Annotated in this window: 20 protein-coding genes; 10 read left to right on the top strand and 10 right to left on the bottom strand. The window is 60.9% G+C overall.

Annotation, left to right across the window (positions count from 1 at the left end; genetic code table 11):
• The first annotated feature begins 39 nt into the window (after positions 1-39).
• Positions 40-507 (top strand): N-acetylneuraminate anomerase, encoded by a 468-nt coding sequence (gene nanQ / locus ACJ8J1_RS13335; RefSeq protein ID WP_033642391.1) that lies wholly within the window; start codon positions 40-42, stop codon positions 505-507.
• Here nanQ and ACJ8J1_RS13330 read toward each other — a convergent pair.
• Positions 489-1040, bottom strand: a complete 552-nt coding sequence (locus ACJ8J1_RS13330; RefSeq protein ID WP_033642390.1) for a shikimate kinase — start codon at positions 1038-1040, stop codon at positions 489-491. The two genes, nanQ and ACJ8J1_RS13330, sit on opposite strands and share 19 nt — an antisense overlap.
• Before the next feature lie 357 nt (positions 1041-1397).
• Here ACJ8J1_RS13330 and dps point away from each other — a divergent pair, with 357 nt between their 5' ends.
• The 6 genes from dps to ybiO all read left to right on the top strand — a co-directional run bounded on the left by dps (position 1398) and on the right by ybiO (position 7246).
• Entirely contained in the window at positions 1398-1901 is a 504-nt protein-coding gene (dps, locus tag ACJ8J1_RS13325; protein ID WP_016928514.1) for a DNA starvation/stationary phase protection protein Dps, read from the top strand.
• A gap of 142 nt (positions 1902-2043) precedes the next feature.
• Positions 2044-2310, top strand: a complete 267-nt coding sequence (locus ACJ8J1_RS13320; RefSeq protein ID WP_033642389.1) for a DksA/TraR family C4-type zinc finger protein — start codon at positions 2044-2046, stop codon at positions 2308-2310.
• A 339-nt stretch (positions 2311-2649) separates the two neighbouring features.
• On the top strand, positions 2650-3393 hold the full coding sequence (glnH, locus tag ACJ8J1_RS13315; RefSeq protein WP_033642388.1) for a glutamine ABC transporter substrate-binding protein GlnH: 744 nt from the start codon (positions 2650-2652) through the stop codon (positions 3391-3393).
• A gap of 103 nt (positions 3394-3496) precedes the next feature.
• Entirely contained in the window at positions 3497-4156 is a 660-nt protein-coding gene (gene glnP, locus ACJ8J1_RS13310) for a glutamine ABC transporter permease GlnP (RefSeq protein WP_004939229.1), read from the top strand.
• A complete protein-coding gene (gene glnQ / locus ACJ8J1_RS13305; RefSeq protein ID WP_004939230.1) occupies positions 4153-4875 on the top strand; it encodes a glutamine ABC transporter ATP-binding protein GlnQ in 723 nt (240 codons plus the stop codon). The genes glnP and glnQ overlap by 4 nt, the downstream gene beginning before the upstream one ends.
• A gap of 154 nt (positions 4876-5029) precedes the next feature.
• On the top strand, positions 5030-7246 hold the full coding sequence (gene ybiO / locus ACJ8J1_RS13300; RefSeq protein ID WP_033642387.1) for a mechanosensitive channel protein: 2217 nt from the start codon (positions 5030-5032) through the stop codon (positions 7244-7246).
• Between the two features lie 2 nt (positions 7247-7248).
• Here the strand turns inward: ybiO and ACJ8J1_RS13295 are convergent, their stop codons facing one another.
• The 5 genes from ACJ8J1_RS13295 to rlmF all read right to left on the bottom strand — a co-directional run bounded on the left by ACJ8J1_RS13295 (position 7249) and on the right by rlmF (position 12212).
• Positions 7249-8259, bottom strand: a complete 1011-nt coding sequence (locus ACJ8J1_RS13295; protein WP_033642386.1) for an alpha/beta hydrolase family protein — start codon at positions 8257-8259, stop codon at positions 7249-7251.
• Positions 8247-8885, bottom strand: coding sequence for a GNAT family N-acetyltransferase (locus ACJ8J1_RS13290; RefSeq protein WP_033642385.1), 639 nt, complete (start codon positions 8883-8885; stop codon positions 8247-8249). The genes ACJ8J1_RS13295 and ACJ8J1_RS13290 overlap by 13 nt, the downstream gene beginning before the upstream one ends.
• A gap of 11 nt (positions 8886-8896) precedes the next feature.
• The gene (locus ACJ8J1_RS13285) at positions 8897-9466 is read right to left on the bottom strand and encodes a TetR/AcrR family transcriptional regulator (RefSeq protein WP_033642384.1); all 570 of its coding nucleotides are present in this window, start codon (positions 9464-9466) and stop codon (positions 8897-8899) included.
• 180 nt (positions 9467-9646) lie between these two features.
• Entirely contained in the window at positions 9647-10951 is a 1305-nt protein-coding gene (locus ACJ8J1_RS13280) for a methyl-accepting chemotaxis protein (protein WP_033642383.1), read from the bottom strand.
• Positions 10952-11246: 295 nt separating this feature from the next.
• Positions 11247-12212, bottom strand: coding sequence for a 23S rRNA (adenine(1618)-N(6))-methyltransferase RlmF (gene rlmF / locus ACJ8J1_RS13275; protein ID WP_181006754.1), 966 nt, complete (start codon positions 12210-12212; stop codon positions 11247-11249).
• 118 nt (positions 12213-12330) lie between these two features.
• Here rlmF and ACJ8J1_RS13270 point away from each other — a divergent pair, with 118 nt between their 5' ends.
• The 3 genes from ACJ8J1_RS13270 to ACJ8J1_RS13260 all read left to right on the top strand — a co-directional run bounded on the left by ACJ8J1_RS13270 (position 12331) and on the right by ACJ8J1_RS13260 (position 14308).
• Positions 12331-12960 (top strand): flavin reductase family protein, encoded by a 630-nt coding sequence (locus ACJ8J1_RS13270; protein WP_033642382.1) that lies wholly within the window; start codon positions 12331-12333, stop codon positions 12958-12960.
• 166 nt (positions 12961-13126) lie between these two features.
• Positions 13127-13387 carry a multiple stress resistance protein BhsA gene (bhsA, locus tag ACJ8J1_RS13265; protein WP_015377148.1) on the top strand — a complete coding sequence of 87 codons (261 nt, stop codon included), beginning with the start codon at positions 13127-13129 and terminating at the stop codon, positions 13385-13387.
• A gap of 285 nt (positions 13388-13672) precedes the next feature.
• Positions 13673-14308, top strand: coding sequence for a carbonic anhydrase (locus ACJ8J1_RS13260; protein WP_004939270.1), 636 nt, complete (start codon positions 13673-13675; stop codon positions 14306-14308).
• 62 nt (positions 14309-14370) lie between these two features.
• On the opposite strand, the gene ACJ8J1_RS13255 is transcribed toward ACJ8J1_RS13260, so the two are convergent.
• Genes ACJ8J1_RS13255 through ACJ8J1_RS13240 form a run of 4 tightly spaced genes read right to left on the bottom strand, consistent with a single transcriptional unit; the run spans position 14371 to position 19382 of the window.
• Complete coding sequence (locus tag ACJ8J1_RS13255) at positions 14371-16227, bottom strand: M3 family metallopeptidase (protein WP_442520348.1); 1857 nt, start codon at positions 16225-16227, stop codon at positions 14371-14373.
• 46 nt (positions 16228-16273) lie between these two features.
• Complete coding sequence (ybiB, locus tag ACJ8J1_RS13250; protein WP_033642380.1) at positions 16274-17233, bottom strand: DNA-binding protein YbiB; 960 nt, start codon at positions 17231-17233, stop codon at positions 16274-16276.
• Positions 17234-17270: 37 nt separating this feature from the next.
• The gene (locus tag ACJ8J1_RS13245; RefSeq protein WP_033642379.1) at positions 17271-17900 is read right to left on the bottom strand and encodes an FMN-binding negative transcriptional regulator; all 630 of its coding nucleotides are present in this window, start codon (positions 17898-17900) and stop codon (positions 17271-17273) included.
• Between the two features lie 57 nt (positions 17901-17957).
• The gene (locus tag ACJ8J1_RS13240; RefSeq protein ID WP_033642378.1) at positions 17958-19382 is read right to left on the bottom strand and encodes an MFS transporter; all 1425 of its coding nucleotides are present in this window, start codon (positions 19380-19382) and stop codon (positions 17958-17960) included.
• Positions 19383-19463: the final 81 nt, after the last annotated feature.

Genomic DNA, 19463 nt, shown 5'->3' with positions numbered 1-19463 from the left:
CGCAGGCTCTTTGGACTTTCGCTCACATGGAGAATAACAGTGATTCACAACAGCCTGTTCAACCCACGCTTCGGCCGCGGACTCGCGCCGGCGCTGGTTTCAACCCTGACCGAATTGCGCCGATGCGACCTGCCAGAACTGGCGCTGGGGCATCACCCGATCGACGGCGACAACATCTTTATGGACGTGATGACGCTGACCACCGCGCCGGCGGCGGAAAAGCGCGCCGAAATGCATCAGGAATACATTGCGCTGCATCTGCTGATCAGCGGTGAAGAGCGCATCGAATACGGTCTGGCGGGCAACGGACATCGCGAACAACCCCACGCGGAAAATAGCGATCTGCTGCTGCTGGACATCAAACGCCACCCGCAAACACTGCACATGACGCACGGCATGTTCGCCCTCTTTTTCCAGATGGAGCCGCACAAGACCGGCTGCGTGTGGCAGCGGCCACAGCAAATCAAGAAAGCGGTGGTGAGGATCCATCACCGTCTGCTGCTGTGAACCTGCGGCAGCGCCCGTAGAAAATCGGCGGCCTGGCGGGGAGAACGCAGGCGCACGAAACGGCGTCCGGCGTCGGGACGAGCCATCTCCGCCAGGTATTTTCGCCGGTTCTTCGAGTAAGTGCGGATCGTCCAGAGCACGATCGACTCGCGGCTGAAGAAAGAACGGCGGAAGCTTTCCCGATTGCCGGTGCCCGGCCACAGCTCGCTTTTGCCGGCCGCGCGTCGGCACGCGCGGCGCACGGCCTGCCACAGCGTGCGGCCGAAACCGTAGTCCAGCCACAGAATATAATCGACCTCGCGCCACTTGATCGGCTGCGTGCGGCTGTAATTGCCGTCCAGCACCCAGCCATCCCCCGCTTCGGCCAGCATCTGTTCAAGCCGCGCCAGGAACGCGTCATCGGGCGTTCCCTGCCATTCGGGCCGCCAATACAGCCTGTCCATCTCGATATAGGGCACGCCAAGCCGTTCCGCCAGTTGACGCGCCAGGGTGCTTTTACCGCTGCCGCTGGTGCCGACGACGTTAATTTTCATTATTCGCCTATAAAGAGAGAGGATAATTGCCCTACTGTAGCGGCACCAATTACCGCTATCAATATGAATGGATGAGAAATTAACACCACGATAACAAAGCGGATATTTAGCCGAAGCCCGCAGGCGAAAAAATAAAATAACCAGGGTAAATTTTCACAGCCATAAACAATAAATCAGAGAATGATAAATAATTATATTTTTCATGGTGTTGTATTAAGTAAAAATTCAACAAGACCCATTATTCGTAGGCTAACCCTATTTGTGCAATAGCCATTTTCGTCCGGCAAAAATAAACAGCCCTGCTATAATTAATCCCGTAACGTAATAGGACAACGACTAATCAAGAGGATATCTGATATGAGTACCGCTAAACTGGTGAAAACGAAATCTTCTGATCTGCTGTATACCCGTAACGATCTGGACGAAAAAATCAAACTGGCCGCCATCAAGGCGCTGAACCATCAGGTCGTGCAATTCATCGATCTTTCGTTGATCACCAAACAGGCGCACTGGAACATGCGTGGCGCGAACTTTATCGCGGTTCATGAAATGCTGGACGGCTTCCGCACCGCCATCATCGAGCACCAGGACACCTTCGCCGAGCGCGTGGTGCAGCTGGGCGGCGTGGCGCTGGGCACCGTACAGGTGGTGAACGATCGCACGCCGCTGAAAAGCTATCCGACCAATATCCACAGCGTGCAAGAACACCTGAAAGCGCTGGCCGATCGCTACGGCGCGGTGGCGAATGACATCCGTAAGGCCATTACCGAAGTGGAAGACGAAGACACCGCCGACATGTTCACCGCCGCCTCGCGCGATCTGGATAAGTTCCTGTGGTTCATCGAATCCAACATCGAATAACGCCGCAGCGCGTTGCAGACCGCCCGTCGTGCCGGGCAGAACAGGCTGGGCTTCGCCCGGCCTGTTTTCTTTTGCGCGGCCGTTGAATTGTGCAAAAAACGGCCCATATTAAACGGTAGGTTTCCCTTGTCAGGAGGTCATGATGGCCAGCGGCTGGGCGGCGGACGGCGCCGTACAAGATCAGATTGATTCTACCGTCGACGATGCGGTGCAGCGTGCGCGTGATGCGCTCGGGCATGGCGAGAGCGAGCGCTATTGCCAGGAATGTGGAGAACCGATCCCCGAGGCGCGCCGCAAGGCGCTGAAGGGGGTGCGTTTTTGTGTCACCTGCCAGGCCGAACAAGACAAAAAACACGCGGCCAGCAGCCTGTACAACCGGCGCGGCAGCAAAGACAGCCAGTTGCGCTAGCATTATCTGCTCCCCTTTTTCCCCCTCTCGCAGTCACGCTTGCACCGTCAATGGATCATGAAAGTTAGAGTTAGTTATCAATATTGAAGCAAAAACGTTAAAGAACGGTTGTTTCACAGCCAAAATTTGGTTAATGATAGCCCCGTGCACCAAGATAATTCTTACGCACCATTTCGGTGCCTCATTGTGGTGCATAACCATAACTATTCGCCATCACGGCACAACATCACGCAGTAACTCTTTGTTTTTATATTAGTTGAAAACATGGCACGATTTTTTCATGGCACCAACTGCAATATAAAAAATGGGTAATCCGCAACCTGTACAGGAATTCCTCTCATGAAGTCGATTTTTAAAGTCTCCCTGGCCGCACTCTCCCTGGCCTTTGCCGTAAGTTCCCACGCAGCAGACAAACTGGTGGTCGCCACCGACACCGCTTTCGTTCCTTTTGAGTTCAAGCAAGGCGACAAATACGTCGGCTTCGACATCGACCTGTGGGCCGCCGTCGCCAAAGAGCTGAAGCTGGACTACACCCTGAAACCGATGGACTTCGGCGGCATCATTCCGGCGCTGCAGACCAAAAACGTCGATCTGGCGCTGGCCGGCATCACCATCACCGATGAGCGCAAGAAAGCCATCGACTTCTCAGACGGTTACTACAAAAGCGGCCTGCTGGTCATGGTCAATGCCGACAACAACAGCGTGAAAGGCATCGACGATCTGAACGGTAAAGTGGTGGCGGTCAAAAGCGGCACCGGCTCGGTGGATTACGCCAAGCAGCACATCAAAACCAAGGATCTGCGTCAGTTCCCGAACATTGACAACGCCTATATGGAACTGGGCACCAAGCGCGCCGACGCGGTGCTGCACGACACGCCAAACATCTTATACTTCATCAAGACGGCCGGCGCCGGCAAGTTCAAAACCGTCGGCGATTCGCTGGAAGCGCAGCAGTATGGCATCGCCTTCCCTAAAGGCAGCGACGAGCTGCGCGAGAAGGTGAACGGCGCGCTGAAAACCCTGCGCGAGAACGGCACCTATAACGAAATCTACAAGAAGTGGTTCGGCACCGAACCTAAGTAAGCGGTGAACTTGGCACGCTATTAACTTAAGCACAGGGGGTCGCTTAACCCCCTGCGCTTCGTTGTATCTGATACCCACGTTTGGGATCACCGGGAGAAATATCATGCAGTTCGACTGGAGCGCCATCTGGCCCGCCATTCCTATCTTGTTAGAGGGCGCCAAAATGACCCTGTGGATTTCGGTCCTCGGTCTGATTGGCGGCCTGATCATCGGCCTCGTCGCCGGCTTTGCCCGCACCTACGGCGGATGGATCGCCAACCACATCGCGTTGGTGTTTATCGAAGTGATCCGCGGCACGCCGATCGTGGTGCAGGTGATGTTCATCTACTTCGCCCTGCCGATGGCGTTCACCGATTTGCGCATCGATCCGTTCACCGCGGCGGTGGTGACCATCATGATCAACTCCGGCGCCTACATCGCGGAAATCACCCGCGGCGCGGTGCTGTCTATCCATAACGGTTTCCGCGAAGCCGGGCTGGCGCTCGGCCTGTCGCGCCGCGAAACCATCCGCTACGTCATTATGCCGCTGGCGCTGCGCCGCATGCTGCCGCCGCTGGGCAACCAGTGGATCATCAGCATCAAAGATACCTCGCTGTTCATCGTGATCGGCGTGGCGGAGCTGACCCGTCAGGGTCAGGAAATTATTGCCGGTAACTTCCGCGCGCTGGAAATCTGGAGCGCCGTGGCGGTTATCTACCTGATTATTACTCTGGTGCTGAGCTTCGTGCTGCGTCGTCTGGAAAGAAGGATGAAAATCCTGTGATTGAATTTAAAAACGTCTCCAAGCATTTTGGCCAAACCCAGGTGCTGCACAACATCGATTTGAAGATCGACAAAGGCGAAGTGGTGGTGATCATCGGGCCGTCCGGCTCCGGCAAATCCACCCTGCTGCGCTGCATCAACAAGCTGGAAGAGGTGACCAGCGGCGATCTGATCGTCGATGGCCTGAAAGCCAACGATCCGAAAGTAGACGATCGGTTGATCCGCCAGGAAGCCGGCATGGTATTCCAGCAGTTCTACCTGTTCCCGCACCTGACGGCGCTGGAAAACGTCGCCTTCGGCCCGATCCGCGTGCGCGGCGCGAAGAAGTCCGATGCGGAAAAGCTGGCGCGCGAGCTGCTGGCCAAGGTCGGTCTGGCGGAGCGCGCCCACCACTACCCGTCCGAACTGTCGGGCGGCCAGCAGCAGCGCGTGGCGATCGCGCGCGCGCTGGCGGTGAAGCCGAAAATGATGCTGTTCGACGAGCCGACCTCCGCGCTCGATCCGGAGCTGCGCCACGAAGTGCTTAAGGTGATGCAAGACCTGGCCGAGGAAGGCATGACGATGGTTATCGTCACCCACGAAGTCGGCTTTGCCGAAAAAGTGGCGTCGCGCCTGATCTTTATCGACAAGGGCCGGATTGCCGAAGACGGCAACCCGCACGATCTGATCAACCATCCGCCGAGCCCGCGTCTGCAGGAATTCCTGCAGCACGTTTCCTGATCCTGGCGGTTTAACGGCGGGCGCGCCACGCGCCCGCCGCTTTCATTCCGCACGCTCTCCCACGCCCCATCGCGTTTCCTTTCCTACTATATTGATTGTTTTTCATCGTATTGCTCTGACATCCGCCGATCACAGAACGCCAAAGAGAGGAACCATGCCGCCAAACGCAGACTCCCGACGAGGTTCTCATCTGCGAGAACACCTGCTTTTCCTGCTGCTGTTGACCCTGAGCGTCTTCGCACCACCGGCGCTGGCGCAAAACGCGCCGCCTGCGCCCGCCGACAAGAGCGAGCAGCAGAAAGCCGCCTACGCCGCGCTGGCCGATCTGCTGCAAGACGACCAAGCGCGCGCGGAACTCATCGACCACCTGAAACAGACCGCCGGCGACGCTGCGGCCGCCGCGCCGGCAACGCCGGAGGAATCGACGCCCGCTACGCTGAGCGACAGCCTGAACTCGCTGGCGCAGGAAGGCATCGGCACCTTTAACCAGAAGCTCGGCGCGCTGCAAAAGCTGATCGATTCCGGCCCGAAGCGCGTTTTCAATCCCGCCGGCTTTTTCCGCGCGCTGGGCTACTTTCTGCTGACGGTGGCGGTCACCTTTGCGCTGTTCCACCTGATCCGCCGGCTGATCGCGCCGCTGTACAAGCGCATGGGCAGTTGGGGGCACAACGCCAGGCTGCAGCGCGGCCCGTGGTATAAGCGCCCCGCCGCCATTCTCGGCGCTTTCGCCATCGATCTGCTGGTGCTGCTGCTGGCGCTGGCGGCAGGCAACCTGTTTGCCCGCCACGTCCACGCCGACAGCGCCACCATCCTGCGGCTGCAGACCCTGTTTCTCAGCGCCTTCGCGGTCATTGAATTTTTCAAGGCGGTGCTGCGGCTGATTTTCGCCCCCAGCTTCGACTATCTGCGCCCGTTCCCCTTCAGCGATCGGAGCGCACGCTATTGGAACACCCGCCTCGCCTGGCTCAGCGGCCTGATCGGCTATGGCCTGATGGTGGTGGTGCCGGTGGTGGCGGTGCAGGTCAGCTATTCGGCCGCCGCCGCCGTCAACCTGGTGGTAATGCTGGCGCTGACGCTATACGCCATTTGGCTGATCCTGCACAACCGCAAACCGATACAGCAACAGATCAACCTGCTGGCCGAACGGTCGATGGCGTTTTTCAGCGTGATCCTGCGCGGGCTGGGGCATGTCTGGCACCTGCTGGCGATCGCCTATTTTCTGGTGCTGTTCGTGCTGTCCCAGTTCGACATCGGCAACAGCCTGCGCTTTATGATGAGCGCCACGGTAAAAAGCCTGCTGGTGGTCGGTGTCGGCGCTCTGCTGTCCGGCATGCTGACCCGCTGGATTTTCCGCCGCATTTCGCTACCGACCGACGTCAATTTGCGCTATCCGATGCTCGAGCGGCGCATCAACTCTTACATCCCCAACGGGTTGAAGATACTGCGGGTGATGGTGGTGCTGGCAGTGACGCTGTTTCTGCTTGATGCGTGGCATCTGATCAACCTGTATCAATGGGCGGGCAGCGAAAATGGCCAGCGGACGCTCGGCGGGCTGGTGCATATTCTGCTGATCCTGCTGATCGCCGTGTTTAGCTGGACGCTGATGGCCAGCATCATCGAGCACCGCCTGGCGCTGGAGCTGAGCAACGGCGTGCGGCCGAGCGCGCGCGAACGCACGCTGCTGACGCTGTTTCGCAACGTGTTGGCTATCGTTATCAGCACCATCACCGTGATGATCGTGCTGTCGCAGGTCGGACTGAACATCGCGCCGCTGCTGGCGGGCGCCGGCGCGCTGGGGCTGGCCATCAGCTTCGGTGCCCAGACGCTGGTGAAAGACGTGATCACCGGCGTGTTCATCCAGTTCGAAAACGGCATGAACACCGGCGAATACGTCACCGTCAGCGGCATCACCGGCACCGTGGAGCGCATGACCATCCGCTCGATCGGCCTGCGCGACGACTACGGCGTCTATCACATCGTGCCGTACTCTTCGATCACCACGCTGGCCAACTATGCGCGTGAGTTCGGGGTGTATCGCGCCAATTATACCGTCAGCCGCGACGAGGACATCGATCGGGTCAATGAGGTGCTGCATCAGGCCATCGCGGCGTTGAAGCAGGATGAACAGGTGAAGCATTTCCTGATTGGCGAGCCGGTCTTCAACGGCGTGGTAGCGCTGGGCGATCGTTCGTTCACCACCCGCGTGACGGTGCGCACGCAGGCGCTGAAACAGTGGGTGGTGCAATACGCCCTCGACCGGCTGGTGAAAATCCATTTCGATCGGGCCGGCATCGGCATGCCGCAGCAGGCGATGCAGATTTCCCGCGCGCCGCAGCCGCATGACGAGCAGGCGCCGCCCGCGGCGATCTGAGGTTAGCGCCCGCGCCCGCAGGGCTGAGCGGCCAAGAAGGCCGCCACGTCCTGCCGGTAGGCGTCGTATTGCACCGAGCGCGGGGCAAACAGGCCCACCACGTTGATCAGCCACGGATGGCGCGCGAACAGCGGCTTGACCATCACATGATCGGCCTCGTCGATGCGCGTCACCGTCAGCAGCGAGGCCGGGATCGTTTGCCGATACACGCGCTCGGTTTCGTCCGCGTCCACGTTGACGTCGCGCCCGCCCAGGATCAGGTGCACCGGCGTGGCGAAATGCCGCAATCCCGCCGTCGCGTCGCTGGCCATGTTGGCGCGAATAAAGCGCCAGCGGTCGGCGCTCAATGCAGCGGCGGCGCCAGACTCACGGCGGTACTGTTCGTAGCCGTCCGGCTGTTCGAGCAGCGTTTGGATGTGGCGCCAGTGCGCCTCGCGCGCGGCGATCGACGCTTCATCGTCCCCTGCCGCCGCCATCGCCGCCCGAGTGTTGTAGCGCCCCTGCCGCAGCCAGTTGATCGCCGGCGCCACCGCCAGCGTAAACGCGATGTCGGGGCGCAAACGCGCCACCTCCGGCATTACCCACCCCGCCTGACTGGAGCCCCACAGCCCCACGCAGCGCGCATCGAAGCGCCCGTCCCGCCGGGCCCAGTCGATGATATCGACGGTTTCCCGCGCGCGATCCGCCATGGTCTGATGCAGCCAGTTGCCGCCGGAGCCGCCCACGCCCGGCTTATCGAAGGATAAAACCGCATAGCCCTGCTGCGCCATCGTCTCCCAAATGCCGTAATAGCCTTCGTCGCGGCTGGCGTTGGCCGGTCCATCGCCGTGCACGAACACCACGACGCCGGGCTTCACCGGCGCATGCTCCGGCAGCACCAGCGTGCCGGTCAGCCGATTGCCACCGGCGGTCACCACGACCGGTTCGGTGACAAAGCGAAAGTCGTTGACGTAAATCACCCAGCCGAGCACCGGCAAGAGCAGCGCCACGAGACACAGCCCTATTCTGCGCACGTCGCCTCCCCGCTGCGTTTCTCCATCAACACCCAATCGGCCTGGCCGAACAACAAGCCCAGCGAGGCGTAATGTTCTTCGCGCCGCACCTGAAAACCGCAGCGCCGATACAGGCGCTGCGCATCCACGTTGCGCCGGCTGACGTGCAGGCTCAGGCGCCGGCCTGCGCCTTGTTCGGCGGCGTAGTCGTTCATCCACTGCAGCAGTCGCCTGCCCACCCCTTTGCCGCGCTGACTCTCGGCCACCGCCAGGTAGGAAAGATACAGCTCATCGGCCGCCGGGGTGTGCTGCAACACCGCAATTTGCAGATACATACGCCAAACGTTCAGCCAGCCATAGCGGCGACACAGCCGCCAAATCGGCAAGGCGCGCGGACGTGGCCCAGCGCGGTTCTCGCCATCGATGGCATTCAGGGCAAAGACCGCCACCACCTGTTCATCCTGTTTCACCACGAAGCTGCGCTCCCGGCTGCCGCTTTGCCGCCAACGCCACAGCCGATAGAACAGACGCCACTGAAGGCGGGCGCTCAGACTGCGCGCGCGCTGGAATTTGTCGCAGAACGCGGCGTAGATCAACGCCGCCGTTTGCAGGCGGTCAGCGTCGCGATAAGGCTCAATGTGCAACATATCAACCTCGACTAGGGTTGGCGGTAGAGCAGCTGTTCCAACAGCCGCACCGGCGTGATCGCCTCCGGCGAAGGCGACGCGAAGATCGCCTGCCGCCAAGCCTGGCTTTCGATCACGTCCAGCACCAGCTGCGCGAGCGGCAAGGGCGCTATCGCCGGCGCGATCTCGCCGATTTGCTGAGCCTCAGCGATCGTCGTCGCCAGCGCCTCAATCAACTGCCGCTGGTTGGCGCTGAACGGCTCGGCCAATGCCGGGTTACGCGCCACTTCAGCCACAATCTCCGCCGACAGTTGCACATTGTCCGGTTCGGCGACAAAAGCGTGATAGGCGGTGAAAAAGGCCGACAGCGCCTGTTTCGGCCGCTTTTTCTCGGCCCGCAATGCGGCGGCGAACTCGGCGAATACGCCGTTTTCCAGCAGCGCGATCTCGCCGATCAGCGCCTCCTTGCCGGAAAAATGGTTATAGAGGTTGCCCACGCTGACGCCCGCCGCCTGGGCGATATCCCGCATGCTGGTCTGGTGAAATCCCTTATGGGTAAAGCTGTGCAGCGCAGCGTCGACAATCTTTTCTCGGTTTCCCATCGGCAGCTCCCGAAGCAATGAGGGCGCTGGGCGCCGTAAATTGATACAAAAAAATGAACGAACGTTCGTTCACTTTCAAGTCTAGCATAGACCGGTAAAATTGAACCGCGGCTCAACGGTGCAGAGATCGGTGGGAAGAGACAAGCGCCGCCCCGCTTTCAGGGGCGGCGCCCGGCAAACTCAGTGCAGCGCGTCGCCCTGCTTCACCGACGTAAACGCCTGCATCAGTTTCACGACGTCATGCATGCCGATGTTGACCTGGTTGATCACTTCTCCGGCGTCATGGGTCAATGCCACACCGCCGCCGGCCTGTTCCACGCAGGTCGCCATGCCGGCGATCGCCGCCGCCACGCCTTGCTGGATAGACTTGGTCATGCGTTCGATCTCGGTCGCCGCCTTGCGCGACTGTTCCGCCAGCGTGCGCACCTCGTTGGCCACCACCGCAAAACCGCGCCCGTGCTCACCGGCGTGGGCGGCTTCGATGGAGGCGTTAATCGCCAGCAGATTGGTTTGCGAGGCGATTTTACGAATGGCTTCGACGATGGTGCCGATCTGCTGAGAGCACTTGCCAAGCTCGGTGACCACGTCCGACGTTTCGCGCGCCGCCGCTTCGACCTGCTGCATGCCCTTCACCGCCTGCTGCACGATGACCGCGCCCTGCGCCGCCTGCCGGTCGGTATCGAGCGACAGATGATGCGCGTTGCGCACCATCTCTTCTTCATGCTGCTGCTGTTGCATCAGCCGGGTGATGTCCTGGGCGATCTTCACCACTTTCACCACCTGGCCGTCGTTGTCGAGGATCGGGTTATAGCTGGCCTCCAGCCAGACCCGTTCGCCGCGCCGGTTGACGCGCTCAAAACGCCCGGTGATGAACTCGCCGCGCGCCAGGCGCTGCCAATGCCGCCGATAGTCGTCGGAAGCGGCGAACGCCGGTGGGCACAGCACCGCATGCGACTGCCCGCACGCTTCTTCCAGCCGATAGCCCATCAGCGCCAGCATATTGTCGTTGGCGCTGACAATGTCGCCCTGCGGCGTGAAAGAAATCATCGCCATCGAGCGATTCAGCGCCGCCAGCAGGCTGCGGTGTTCCTGCGCCTGGGTCACTCGCTCGGTCACTTCGCTGGCGATCTTGACGATTTCCACCACCTTACCCTGTTTATTCAGCACCGGCGCATAGGTGCCCTGCAGCCACACCGCCTCGCCGTTTTTCGCGATGCGCTTTATCGTGTCCGTGATGGGTTGCCCTTTATTCAGCGTCTCCCAATGTTCGCGATATAACGGGCTGGCGACATAGTTCGGATCGCAGAAAATACGGTGATGCCGGCCTATCACATCATCGCGTTGAAATCCGAGCGTGCTGAGAAAGAGATCGTTGGCGCGTAATACCGTGCCGTCGGGCGAGAATACAATCATGGGAACGGCGTGTTCTATCGCGCTCAGCTCGGCGCCTTTGTGGGTAGTTAACTGACTGAATTGTAACAGCATAGGGTGTAGTCCTTGTGGCAGATGATCGCGCTTTTCTTATTTTGTCTGGCCACATGCCGCGCCCACACGCAGACGTGCCATCGCGGAAGGAGCGGGCAGCGCCGATCCTTCTGGTTATTGCTCTTAACCGGATTAAATTTATTTATTCAGTAAAGTAATTATTCGAATTTAAATAAACCAACAACCTAAGATTTTTATTATGAATAACTGTATTGAGAATAACGTAAGTGATGAAAATTGAAAGGTAAAATGCGGATTTTTGTCGGCGCCGGCAGGATAACCGGCGCCGGGAAGATTAACGCCAGCGTTCGGCTGCCCAGGCGGCCTGTTGCTCGGCGTCATGGAAAGTCCAGGCGACGAAGCGGCTGATCTTCTGCCCTTGCGCCATCTCGATGGTGCGCACCTCGGCCGCCCCCGCCACTTTCAGCGCATGGTAGATGGCCGGCAACGTGGTGTTTTTCGAGATAAGCGAGGTGAACCACAGGCAGTTATTGGCCTTGCTGACGCTCTCTTCCACCATCTTGCGCACAAAGGCTTCTTCGCCGCCTTCGCACCACAGCTCGTTGTTCTTGCCGCCGAAGTTTTGCACCGGCTTGTCGGCCACTTCCCCTTTGCCCAATTTATGCAGCTTGCGGCGGGTGCTGGCGCGCGCTTCCTGCTCGGACGCGTGGAACGGCGGGTTGCACAGAGTGGCGTCGAATTTCTCGGCCGCGCCGATGATGCCGCTAAAAATCAGTTCAGGCTGTTTTTGCAGCCGCAGACGCACGCTGTTGCGCAGCGTCGGGTTCATCTCGACGATCATTTTGGCTGCGTTCAACGACACCGGATCGATTTCGGAGCCGGTGAAACGCCAGCCGTATTCGCGCAGGCCGACGATCGGGTAAATGCAGTTGGCACCGACGCCGACGTCGAGGATCGCCACGCCCTTGCCGCGCGGGATCTCGCCGCCGTTGCTGGTCGCCAGCAGATCCGCCAGGTGGTGCAGATAGTCGACGCGGCCGGGGATCGGCGGGCACAGGTAATCAGCCGGAATATCCCAGTGTTCGATGCCGTAAAAGTGTTGCAGCAACGCACGGTTGAGCATTTTCACCGCCGCCGGATCGGCGAAGTCCACCGAGACATCGCCCCAGGCGTTCGGTTTTACGAACGGCGCCAGCGCCGGGCAGCTGGCGATCAGCGCCGGGAAGTCGTAGCGCGAACGATGACGGTTGCGCGGATGCAGGCCGCTTTTCTGCTGCGGGAAGGTTTTCTTTTTTTCCACCGTGACGGGCTCTCTTGAAGGTATTTCCGGCGCGTAAGATAACACATCCGGCCCGGAATGGCGCAGCGGCGGGAAACCCGGCACAATGAAAGCTTCATCGATTGCCACAGGGGCCCCCATGAGCCGTGAATCTCGTTATTATTATGAACCCGCCGCCGGCCACGGCCTGCCGCACGATCCGCTGAACGCCATCGTCGGCCCGCGCCCCATCGGCTGGATCTCTTCCCGCAGCGCCGCCGGCTTGCGTAATCTGGCGCCCTACAGCTTTTTCAACTGCTTCAACTACCGCCCGCCCATCATCGGTTTCGCCAGCACCGGCTGGAAAGACAGCGTGGCGAATATCGTGGAAACCGGCGAGTTCGTCTGGAACCTGGCGACGCGCCCGTTGGCGGAAGCGATGAACAACAGTTCCATCAACCTGCCGCGCGGTGAGGACGAATTCGCCTTCGCCGGCGTCACGCCGCTGCCCGGGCGCCGGGTCAAAGCCGAGCGCGTGGCCGAAAGCCCGGTGAACTTCGAATGCCGCCTGACCCAATGCATTCAGTTGCAAACCGCCGCCGGGGAACAGGTGGAGACCTGGCTGGTGTTGGGCGAAGTGGTGGCGGTGCATCTCGATCCGGCGCTGCTGGATGAACACGGCGTTTACCAGACCGCCGCCGCCGAACCGATCCTGCGCGCCGGCGGCCCGAGCGCCTACTACGGCATTTCCGAGCAGCACCGTTTCGATCTGACGCGCCCGACGCGCTGATCGCCTCCCCCCGTTTATCTCGGATGTAAACGGGGGGATTAACAATCAAAAAATCTGAACAAAACTATCAACACTCTCCGATTTCATCACGTCTTCTCCTGCGCAATAATCTTCCCATCGAAAGGCACTCCCTTCTCCCTAATCCGCTTTGACAGGAATGACGAACATGAAAACCATCAAAACTTTTGCTGCTGCTATCGCTCTGGCTACCGTTTCTTTCACCACTTTCGCCGCTGAACACGTCAGCGCGCAGGATGCCGCCCAATTCGAAAAAGCCGGCGTGATCGTCGCCAGCGGCGCAACAGACCTGAGCAGCCTGAAATCCCAGTTGGCCGCCAAAGCCGATGCGGCGGGCGCCAAAGCTTTCACCATCACCTCCACCAGCGGCAATAACCTGATGCACGCCACCGCGGTTATCTACAAATAATCGCCGCCCCAGACGTCAAAAAGCCCGCCGGCTATCACCCCGGCGGGCTTTTTTTATGTTCAAGTGCATTAGCGCTGAATGGGTAAGACAGCGAGTTTTTTGCCGTCCGCTTTGTCAGCACCCCACGCGTAAACGAGCCGGAAAATTCTGTCGCCAACAGGCAGAAACCCTGTATTCAATGGGGTTTGCGGGGCTTGCACACACATTTTTTTACCTGCCCATAGCTGGACTAACGGGAGAGGATGATTATCATGTTACGTAGACTACAGATGCAGAGAACGTTGTATGCAACATATCATTGAAGGTTTCCTCAGTTTCCAGAAAGAGATTTTCCCGCAGCGCAAGGAACTGTTCCGCAGCCTTGCCTCCAGCCAAAATCCCAAAGCGCTGTTTATCTCATGCTCTGACAGCCGTTTAGTGCCCGAGCTGGTCACACAGCAAGAACCTGGGCAGCTTTTCGTTATCCGTAACGCCGGCAACATCGTCCCTTCCTTCGGCCCGGAGCCGGGCGGCGTGTCTGCCACCATCGAGTATGCAGTGGTGGCGTTGGGGGTTACCGATATCGTGATTTGTGGCCACTCGAACTGCGGCGCAATGAAAGCGATAGCCTCCTGCCAGTGCCTCGATCCCATGCCTGCCGTGGCTCACTGGCTGCACTATGCCGATGCGGCAAAAGCGGTGGTCGAAAAGAAAACGTGGAATAGCGAAACAGACAAAGTTAACGCTATGGTCGAAGAGAACGTTATTGCTCAGCTAAATAATATCAAAACCCACCCTTCTGTGGCGGTGGGTCTGCGCAACAGCGGGCTGCGCCTGCACGGTTGGGTGTACGACATCGAAAGCGGCGAAATTCGCACGCTGGATAGAAACACCAAGAGCTTCGTGTCTTTGGCCGATAATCCCGACGTCTATTTCGAATAAAATAGCGTCCGGTTTAGCCATTAAATAAAATCCACGCCGCGGCGTGGATTTTATTATCCGCCTTAAGCCAAGCGCGCCTCTATCGCCGCAGCGAAGTCGCGGCACATCCGTTCGTCACCCTCAGCGTTGTCCGCCAATACCGTCTCGCCATCCACCACCCGGATGTGCGCCTGCAAATCGAAATCTGCCGGCGGCTGCGGGCGCTTGGCCGCGGCGGCCATCGTCTGCTGCGCCTCGTGCCACGCCTGCGCCACCGTCTGGTTGCAGGCCTGCGCCAGATAGTCCGGATTAAACCCTTCGCCGGTCAGGCTGCGCAGCGTGTCGTCATGGCTGACGCTGTTGCCCGGCAACCAGTAGTGTTGCGCCAGATCCGGGCCGATGGCCGGGTTGTCCGTCAGGTAACCGTCGCGCTGCAGGAAGAAGTGACGGGTTTGCTCCACCGCCATCATCGCCAGCAGATAACCCTGATAGGAACAGGCGGACTCCAGCGACAGCAGGTGCGGGATCGCCAGCGTCGGGCGCGGGCTGCCGCTGATGCCGAGGATCTTTTGCTCGACCTCGCGCGCCAGTGCGGTGATGGCTTCCGGCGTGCGTTGCTCGTCATCCCACTGGTACAGCGCCCACTCGAAGTACGGCACCAGCAGGATGTGGCGCTCGTTGAACGCGCGCATCGGCTGGCGCGCCGCGATGCCGGCTTCGATCAGCGCATCGGGCACCGCTTCGCCGGCGGCGTTTTTCGCATAGCGTTTCAGCCAGTCGGCGTCGTCCAGCAGGCTGTCGCAGAACATCGACTGGGTTTCGGCATAGGCCATCGAGGTCGGCGGGAACTCCTGCGAGAAGCACGGCGCATTCTGGCGAATGTTGGCGAAGTGCGCCGCATGGCCGCCCTCGTGGAACAGCGTGTTGAGCCCATAAGCCCCGCTGCCCACCTGCCCCGGCTGCGCCAGGCTGGTGAAGTTGATGCGCGCCGGCACCCATTCCCCCTGACGTACAAACGGCGGCACCGGGCCGTGCATAAAGCCGTTCTCATACTTGCCTTTGCGCACCAGCAGATCGAGATTCATCTCGGCGCCGCCAAAACCGATGTGCAGACGTTTGAAGCTGTCGACCCAGCGTTCCAGCGAACGAGAAAACGGGAAGTAAGGATCCAGTTGACGGGTAACGTCGCCGGCATTGGCGAAGCGTACGTTCCACGGCTCCAGCGCCTGGTCGCCCTTGTCGGCCGCCAGCTGCCGCAGGCTGCGTGCGTTGGCCGCGCGGGTTTCCCGCTCGAAGCGATCCAGAATGGCGAACAGCTGCTCCGGCGTCATGCGCTCGGTTTTGTTCACCTTGTAGTCGAAATAGTTGCGATAACCCATCTGGCGCGCAAAGCGGTTGCGCAGGCCGATCAGCTCCGGCAGGCCGTTATGCAGCAGCCATTGCTCCAGATCGCGCAGCGCCTGCTGCGAGCTGCGGCGAGAGTCTTCGTTCGGGTTGGTCGCCTGGTTGGTCAGCAGCTCGCCGAGCGAGGCCGCCACCCGCCGCCCGTCGGCGTTCAGGTGCGTGACCTGATAGCCCTTGCGGCGCGAGTAGAGATCGGATTCGGCGTGGATGATCTGATCCAACAACGCCTGCGCCTGCGGATCTTCAATGGCGTTACAGTCGAAGAAACGCAGCCAGCCTTGCAGGCCGTGGATCAGCGCATCGCGCTGCGCCTCCTGCGGCAGCGCTTCCAATCCGGCCAGCAGGCTGCGGATCTCGGCCAGCCGGCGCGGTTCGGCGACGAAGCGCTTATAGGCGCTTTCCGCGGCGGAAAAGCGCGCCGACACGTCTTCACCGCCGGTGCCCATGTAGTTTTGCCAGAACAGCTCTTCTTTGGCGCGGTGAACGTCGAGGTAATCCTGGTTCAATTGATTGAAGTAATCGAGAGCCTGTTGCATAACCGTCCTTCTCAGCCGATGAGGAAATATCCCAGTATAGCCGCGCTTAGGCCTGACGCAGACGCTGCAGCCCCTGCTCCAGCGTCTCGCTCTCGCCGGCGGCCACCAGGCAACAGGCGACCTGCCGCTGGATGGCCTGCGGGATCGCCACCTCGCCCGCCAGACAGCGTTCAGTCCAGCGCGCGGTGGTTTCAGCGTCTTTCGCCGCCGGCAATGCCGGTGTTTCATCCGGCAAGGTGCGCTCCAGCAGCACCTGCTGTTCGCCGCCGACGATGTGGTGAATTTGCGGGCAGCGCAGCGGGTTGGCGTAGGCCTCGCCTTCCGTGCCGTGCATCAGCAACCCGCGGGCGCCGATCTGGCGGAAAAACGACGCCACCCGGCCAACATACTCCGGATGTGAGACGCTGGCGAGGCGCAACGCATCCTGTTCGCCAAACGGCGTCGCCAGCTTGGCCAGCGTATGGGCGCTGTTGCGCACCCCCATGCGCCAACGCAGCCCGAGCTGCCGCGCCAACGGCGCCGACAGCGTGGAAACCGGCATGAATACCGCCTCGCCGTTATCGAGACGCCGCTGGGCGTGAGCGGCCTGTTCCGACCACGGCAGCCCCAGAGCGCGGAAAATCTCGGCGCTGGTCACGCGGGTGCTGTCGTCCAGGACGCCGTGCACCACCACCGGCAGGCCCACTTTCGCCAGCAGCAGCGCCAGCAGCGGCGTCAGGTTGGCCTGCTTGCGCGCGCCGTTGTAGCTCGGCAGCACTACCGGCAGCGGGCGCCCTTGCGGCGCCTGCAGCGACAATACCTGCTGCTGCATCGCCTGGTAGAACCCCAGCATCTCCTCTTCGGCTTCGCCCTTGATGCGCAGCGCGATCAGAATGCCGCCAAGCTCAAGTTCGGGGACCTCCCCGGCCAGCATCGCCTGATACAGTTGAAAAGCGGTCTGTTGATCCAGGTCGCGCGCATGATTTTTGCCGCGGCCTATTTCTTTGATAATTTTGGTGTAATCCATCCGAAGGTTCCCCTGGCTGCCCTTCAGTTAGCATACCCTATCCGCGCCGCCGCTCAACCTCCTGCGCCAGTCGCCGCTGCGCGTCATCGCCCTCGCGCAGCCCGGCGATCACCCCGCCGGCATCGTCGGCGCTGCGGTTTTGGCTCATCTTCCATTTGCCTTCGCGCCGGGTGACGGCGATCTCGATACCGACAATGCCTTTAAGCTGCGCGGCGATGTAGTTGGCCGGCGCGTCGTCGAGCCGCCAGGGCGCCGGGCGGCGCCCTTCCTGTTGCGCCGTCAGGTCGATCAGTTGGCGGCGCAGCCAGGCCGGATCGTCCGTCACCGTCGGCACGCCATACAGTTGCACCACGCTGTAATTCCAGGTCGGCACCACCTTGCCGGTCTGGCGTTTGCTCGGGTACCAGCCTGGCGACACATAACCTTCCAGGCCTTGAAAGATCACCAGGCATTCCGCGGCGTGCCGCAACCGCCGCCAGTGCTCGTTGGCGCGCGACAGGTGCGCCCGCAGCCGCAGCTGCCCCTGCTCGACATCAGCCACAAACGGCAGCGGGTCGGCCGTCAATCCGTGCTCGCCGTGGCTGACCAACAGCCCCAGCGGGTGGGCGCGGATCAACGCCAGTTGGGCATCCAGATCGTCTTCGCGAAATGCGGCGGGTTGAAACATCAGTGCGGCTCCTTATCGCTCTCTCATGATGACAACAGTAAAGCACCCGCCGGCGGCCTACTTAAGATCCGCTTTCTGGCTATTTCGAGTGATCCGGTTTAACAACAGCAGGGCCACGCCCATCGCCAACAGATTAAATACCATGGCGCCGGCAAAGGCTTGGGCATAGCGCTCCGCCGCGCCGCCGCTCGCCAACAGCGGCACAAAACCGACGCCGCTGACCACGATGCCCAACGCGCCTCCCACCTGCTGCACGGTGGCAACCAGGCCCGCCGCCATCCCCGCCTGCCGCTCCTGCGCCAAACCCAGCACCAGATTCAGCAGCGGCGTCATGCTCAGCGCCTGACCGAACCCCAGCACCACCAACCCCGGCAGCAACCGCAGCGGATGCGCCAGCGCCTCACCCCACAGCGCCTGCGCCATCAATAGCGCCAACCCGGCGGCGTAAATCGCCACGCCCACGCTCAGCACGCCGTTGCCCCACCGCTGCGCCAGCCGGGGCGCCAGCATCGACGCCAACATAAAGGCCGCGCTGGCCGGGGCGAACAGGCTGCCCGCCTGAAAAGGCGTCAGCCCCGCCCCCGCCTGCAGCAGCAGCGCGAAACACAAGAAAAACGAGGAAGCGGTGGCATAAATCGCCAGCACCACCGCCATACCCGGCGCGAAACCCGCCTGGCGGAACAGCGCCGGATCGAGCACCGCATCGTCACCGCGCTGCGCCAGACGCCGCTCCCAACGCAGGAAGCCCCACAGCGTCAGCATCGCCAACGCCAACATCGGCGCTATCCACCACGGCCAGCCGCGCGCCGGTCCCTCCAGCAGCGGCAGTAGCAACAGCGACAGGCCGGTCGCCGCCAGCCACAGGCCAACGCCGTCCAGCCGCTGCGCCTGCGCCACCCGCGATTCGGGAATGCACCGCACCGCCCACAGCGCCAGTGCGCCGATCGGCAAATTGATCAAAAAGATCATGCGCCAGCCGCTGCCGAACAGGTTGGCCTCGATGATAAATCCGCCGAGGATCTGGCCGAAGATCGCCGCCAATCCCAACGTCATGCCCAGCCAGGCGAAGGCGCGTCGCCGCTGTTGCGGCTCGTACAGCACCCGCATCAAGGCGTAAATTTGCGGGAACAACAGCGCCGCCGTCGCCCCCTGCAGAATACGCGCGGCGATCAGCAGGCCGAGCGATCCCGCCAGCCCGCACAGCAGAGAGCTCAACGTGAATCCCAGCATGCCGAGGCCGAACAAGCGCCGACGCCCGAAGCGATCGCCCAGGCGCCCACCGGCGATCAACAGCACCCCAAACGCCAGCTCATAACCGGCGACGATCAAACCGACCCCGGCGAAATCGGCGGCGAACTGCCGCTGGATCACCGGCGCTGCCACGTTGACCACGAACAGATCGAACACCGTGACGAAACCGCCCAACAGCAGCACCGGCAGGCCGGGCAGCCCTCGCCGCTCACCAGATAATGAATGTTCCATACCACCTCCAGAGATTATGATGGCCGCAGTATGGAACAAGGTTTAAACTGTTACTATATAGCCACTTATACTATTACTAAC

The organism is Serratia sp. CY37869, from assembly GCF_052168895.1.
In the GTDB taxonomy this organism is placed as follows: Bacteria; Pseudomonadota; Gammaproteobacteria; order Enterobacterales; family Enterobacteriaceae; genus Serratia; species Serratia ureilytica.
Note: the sequence above shows the minus strand (reverse complement) of the source record. Positions and strands in the feature narration are given on the sequence as shown.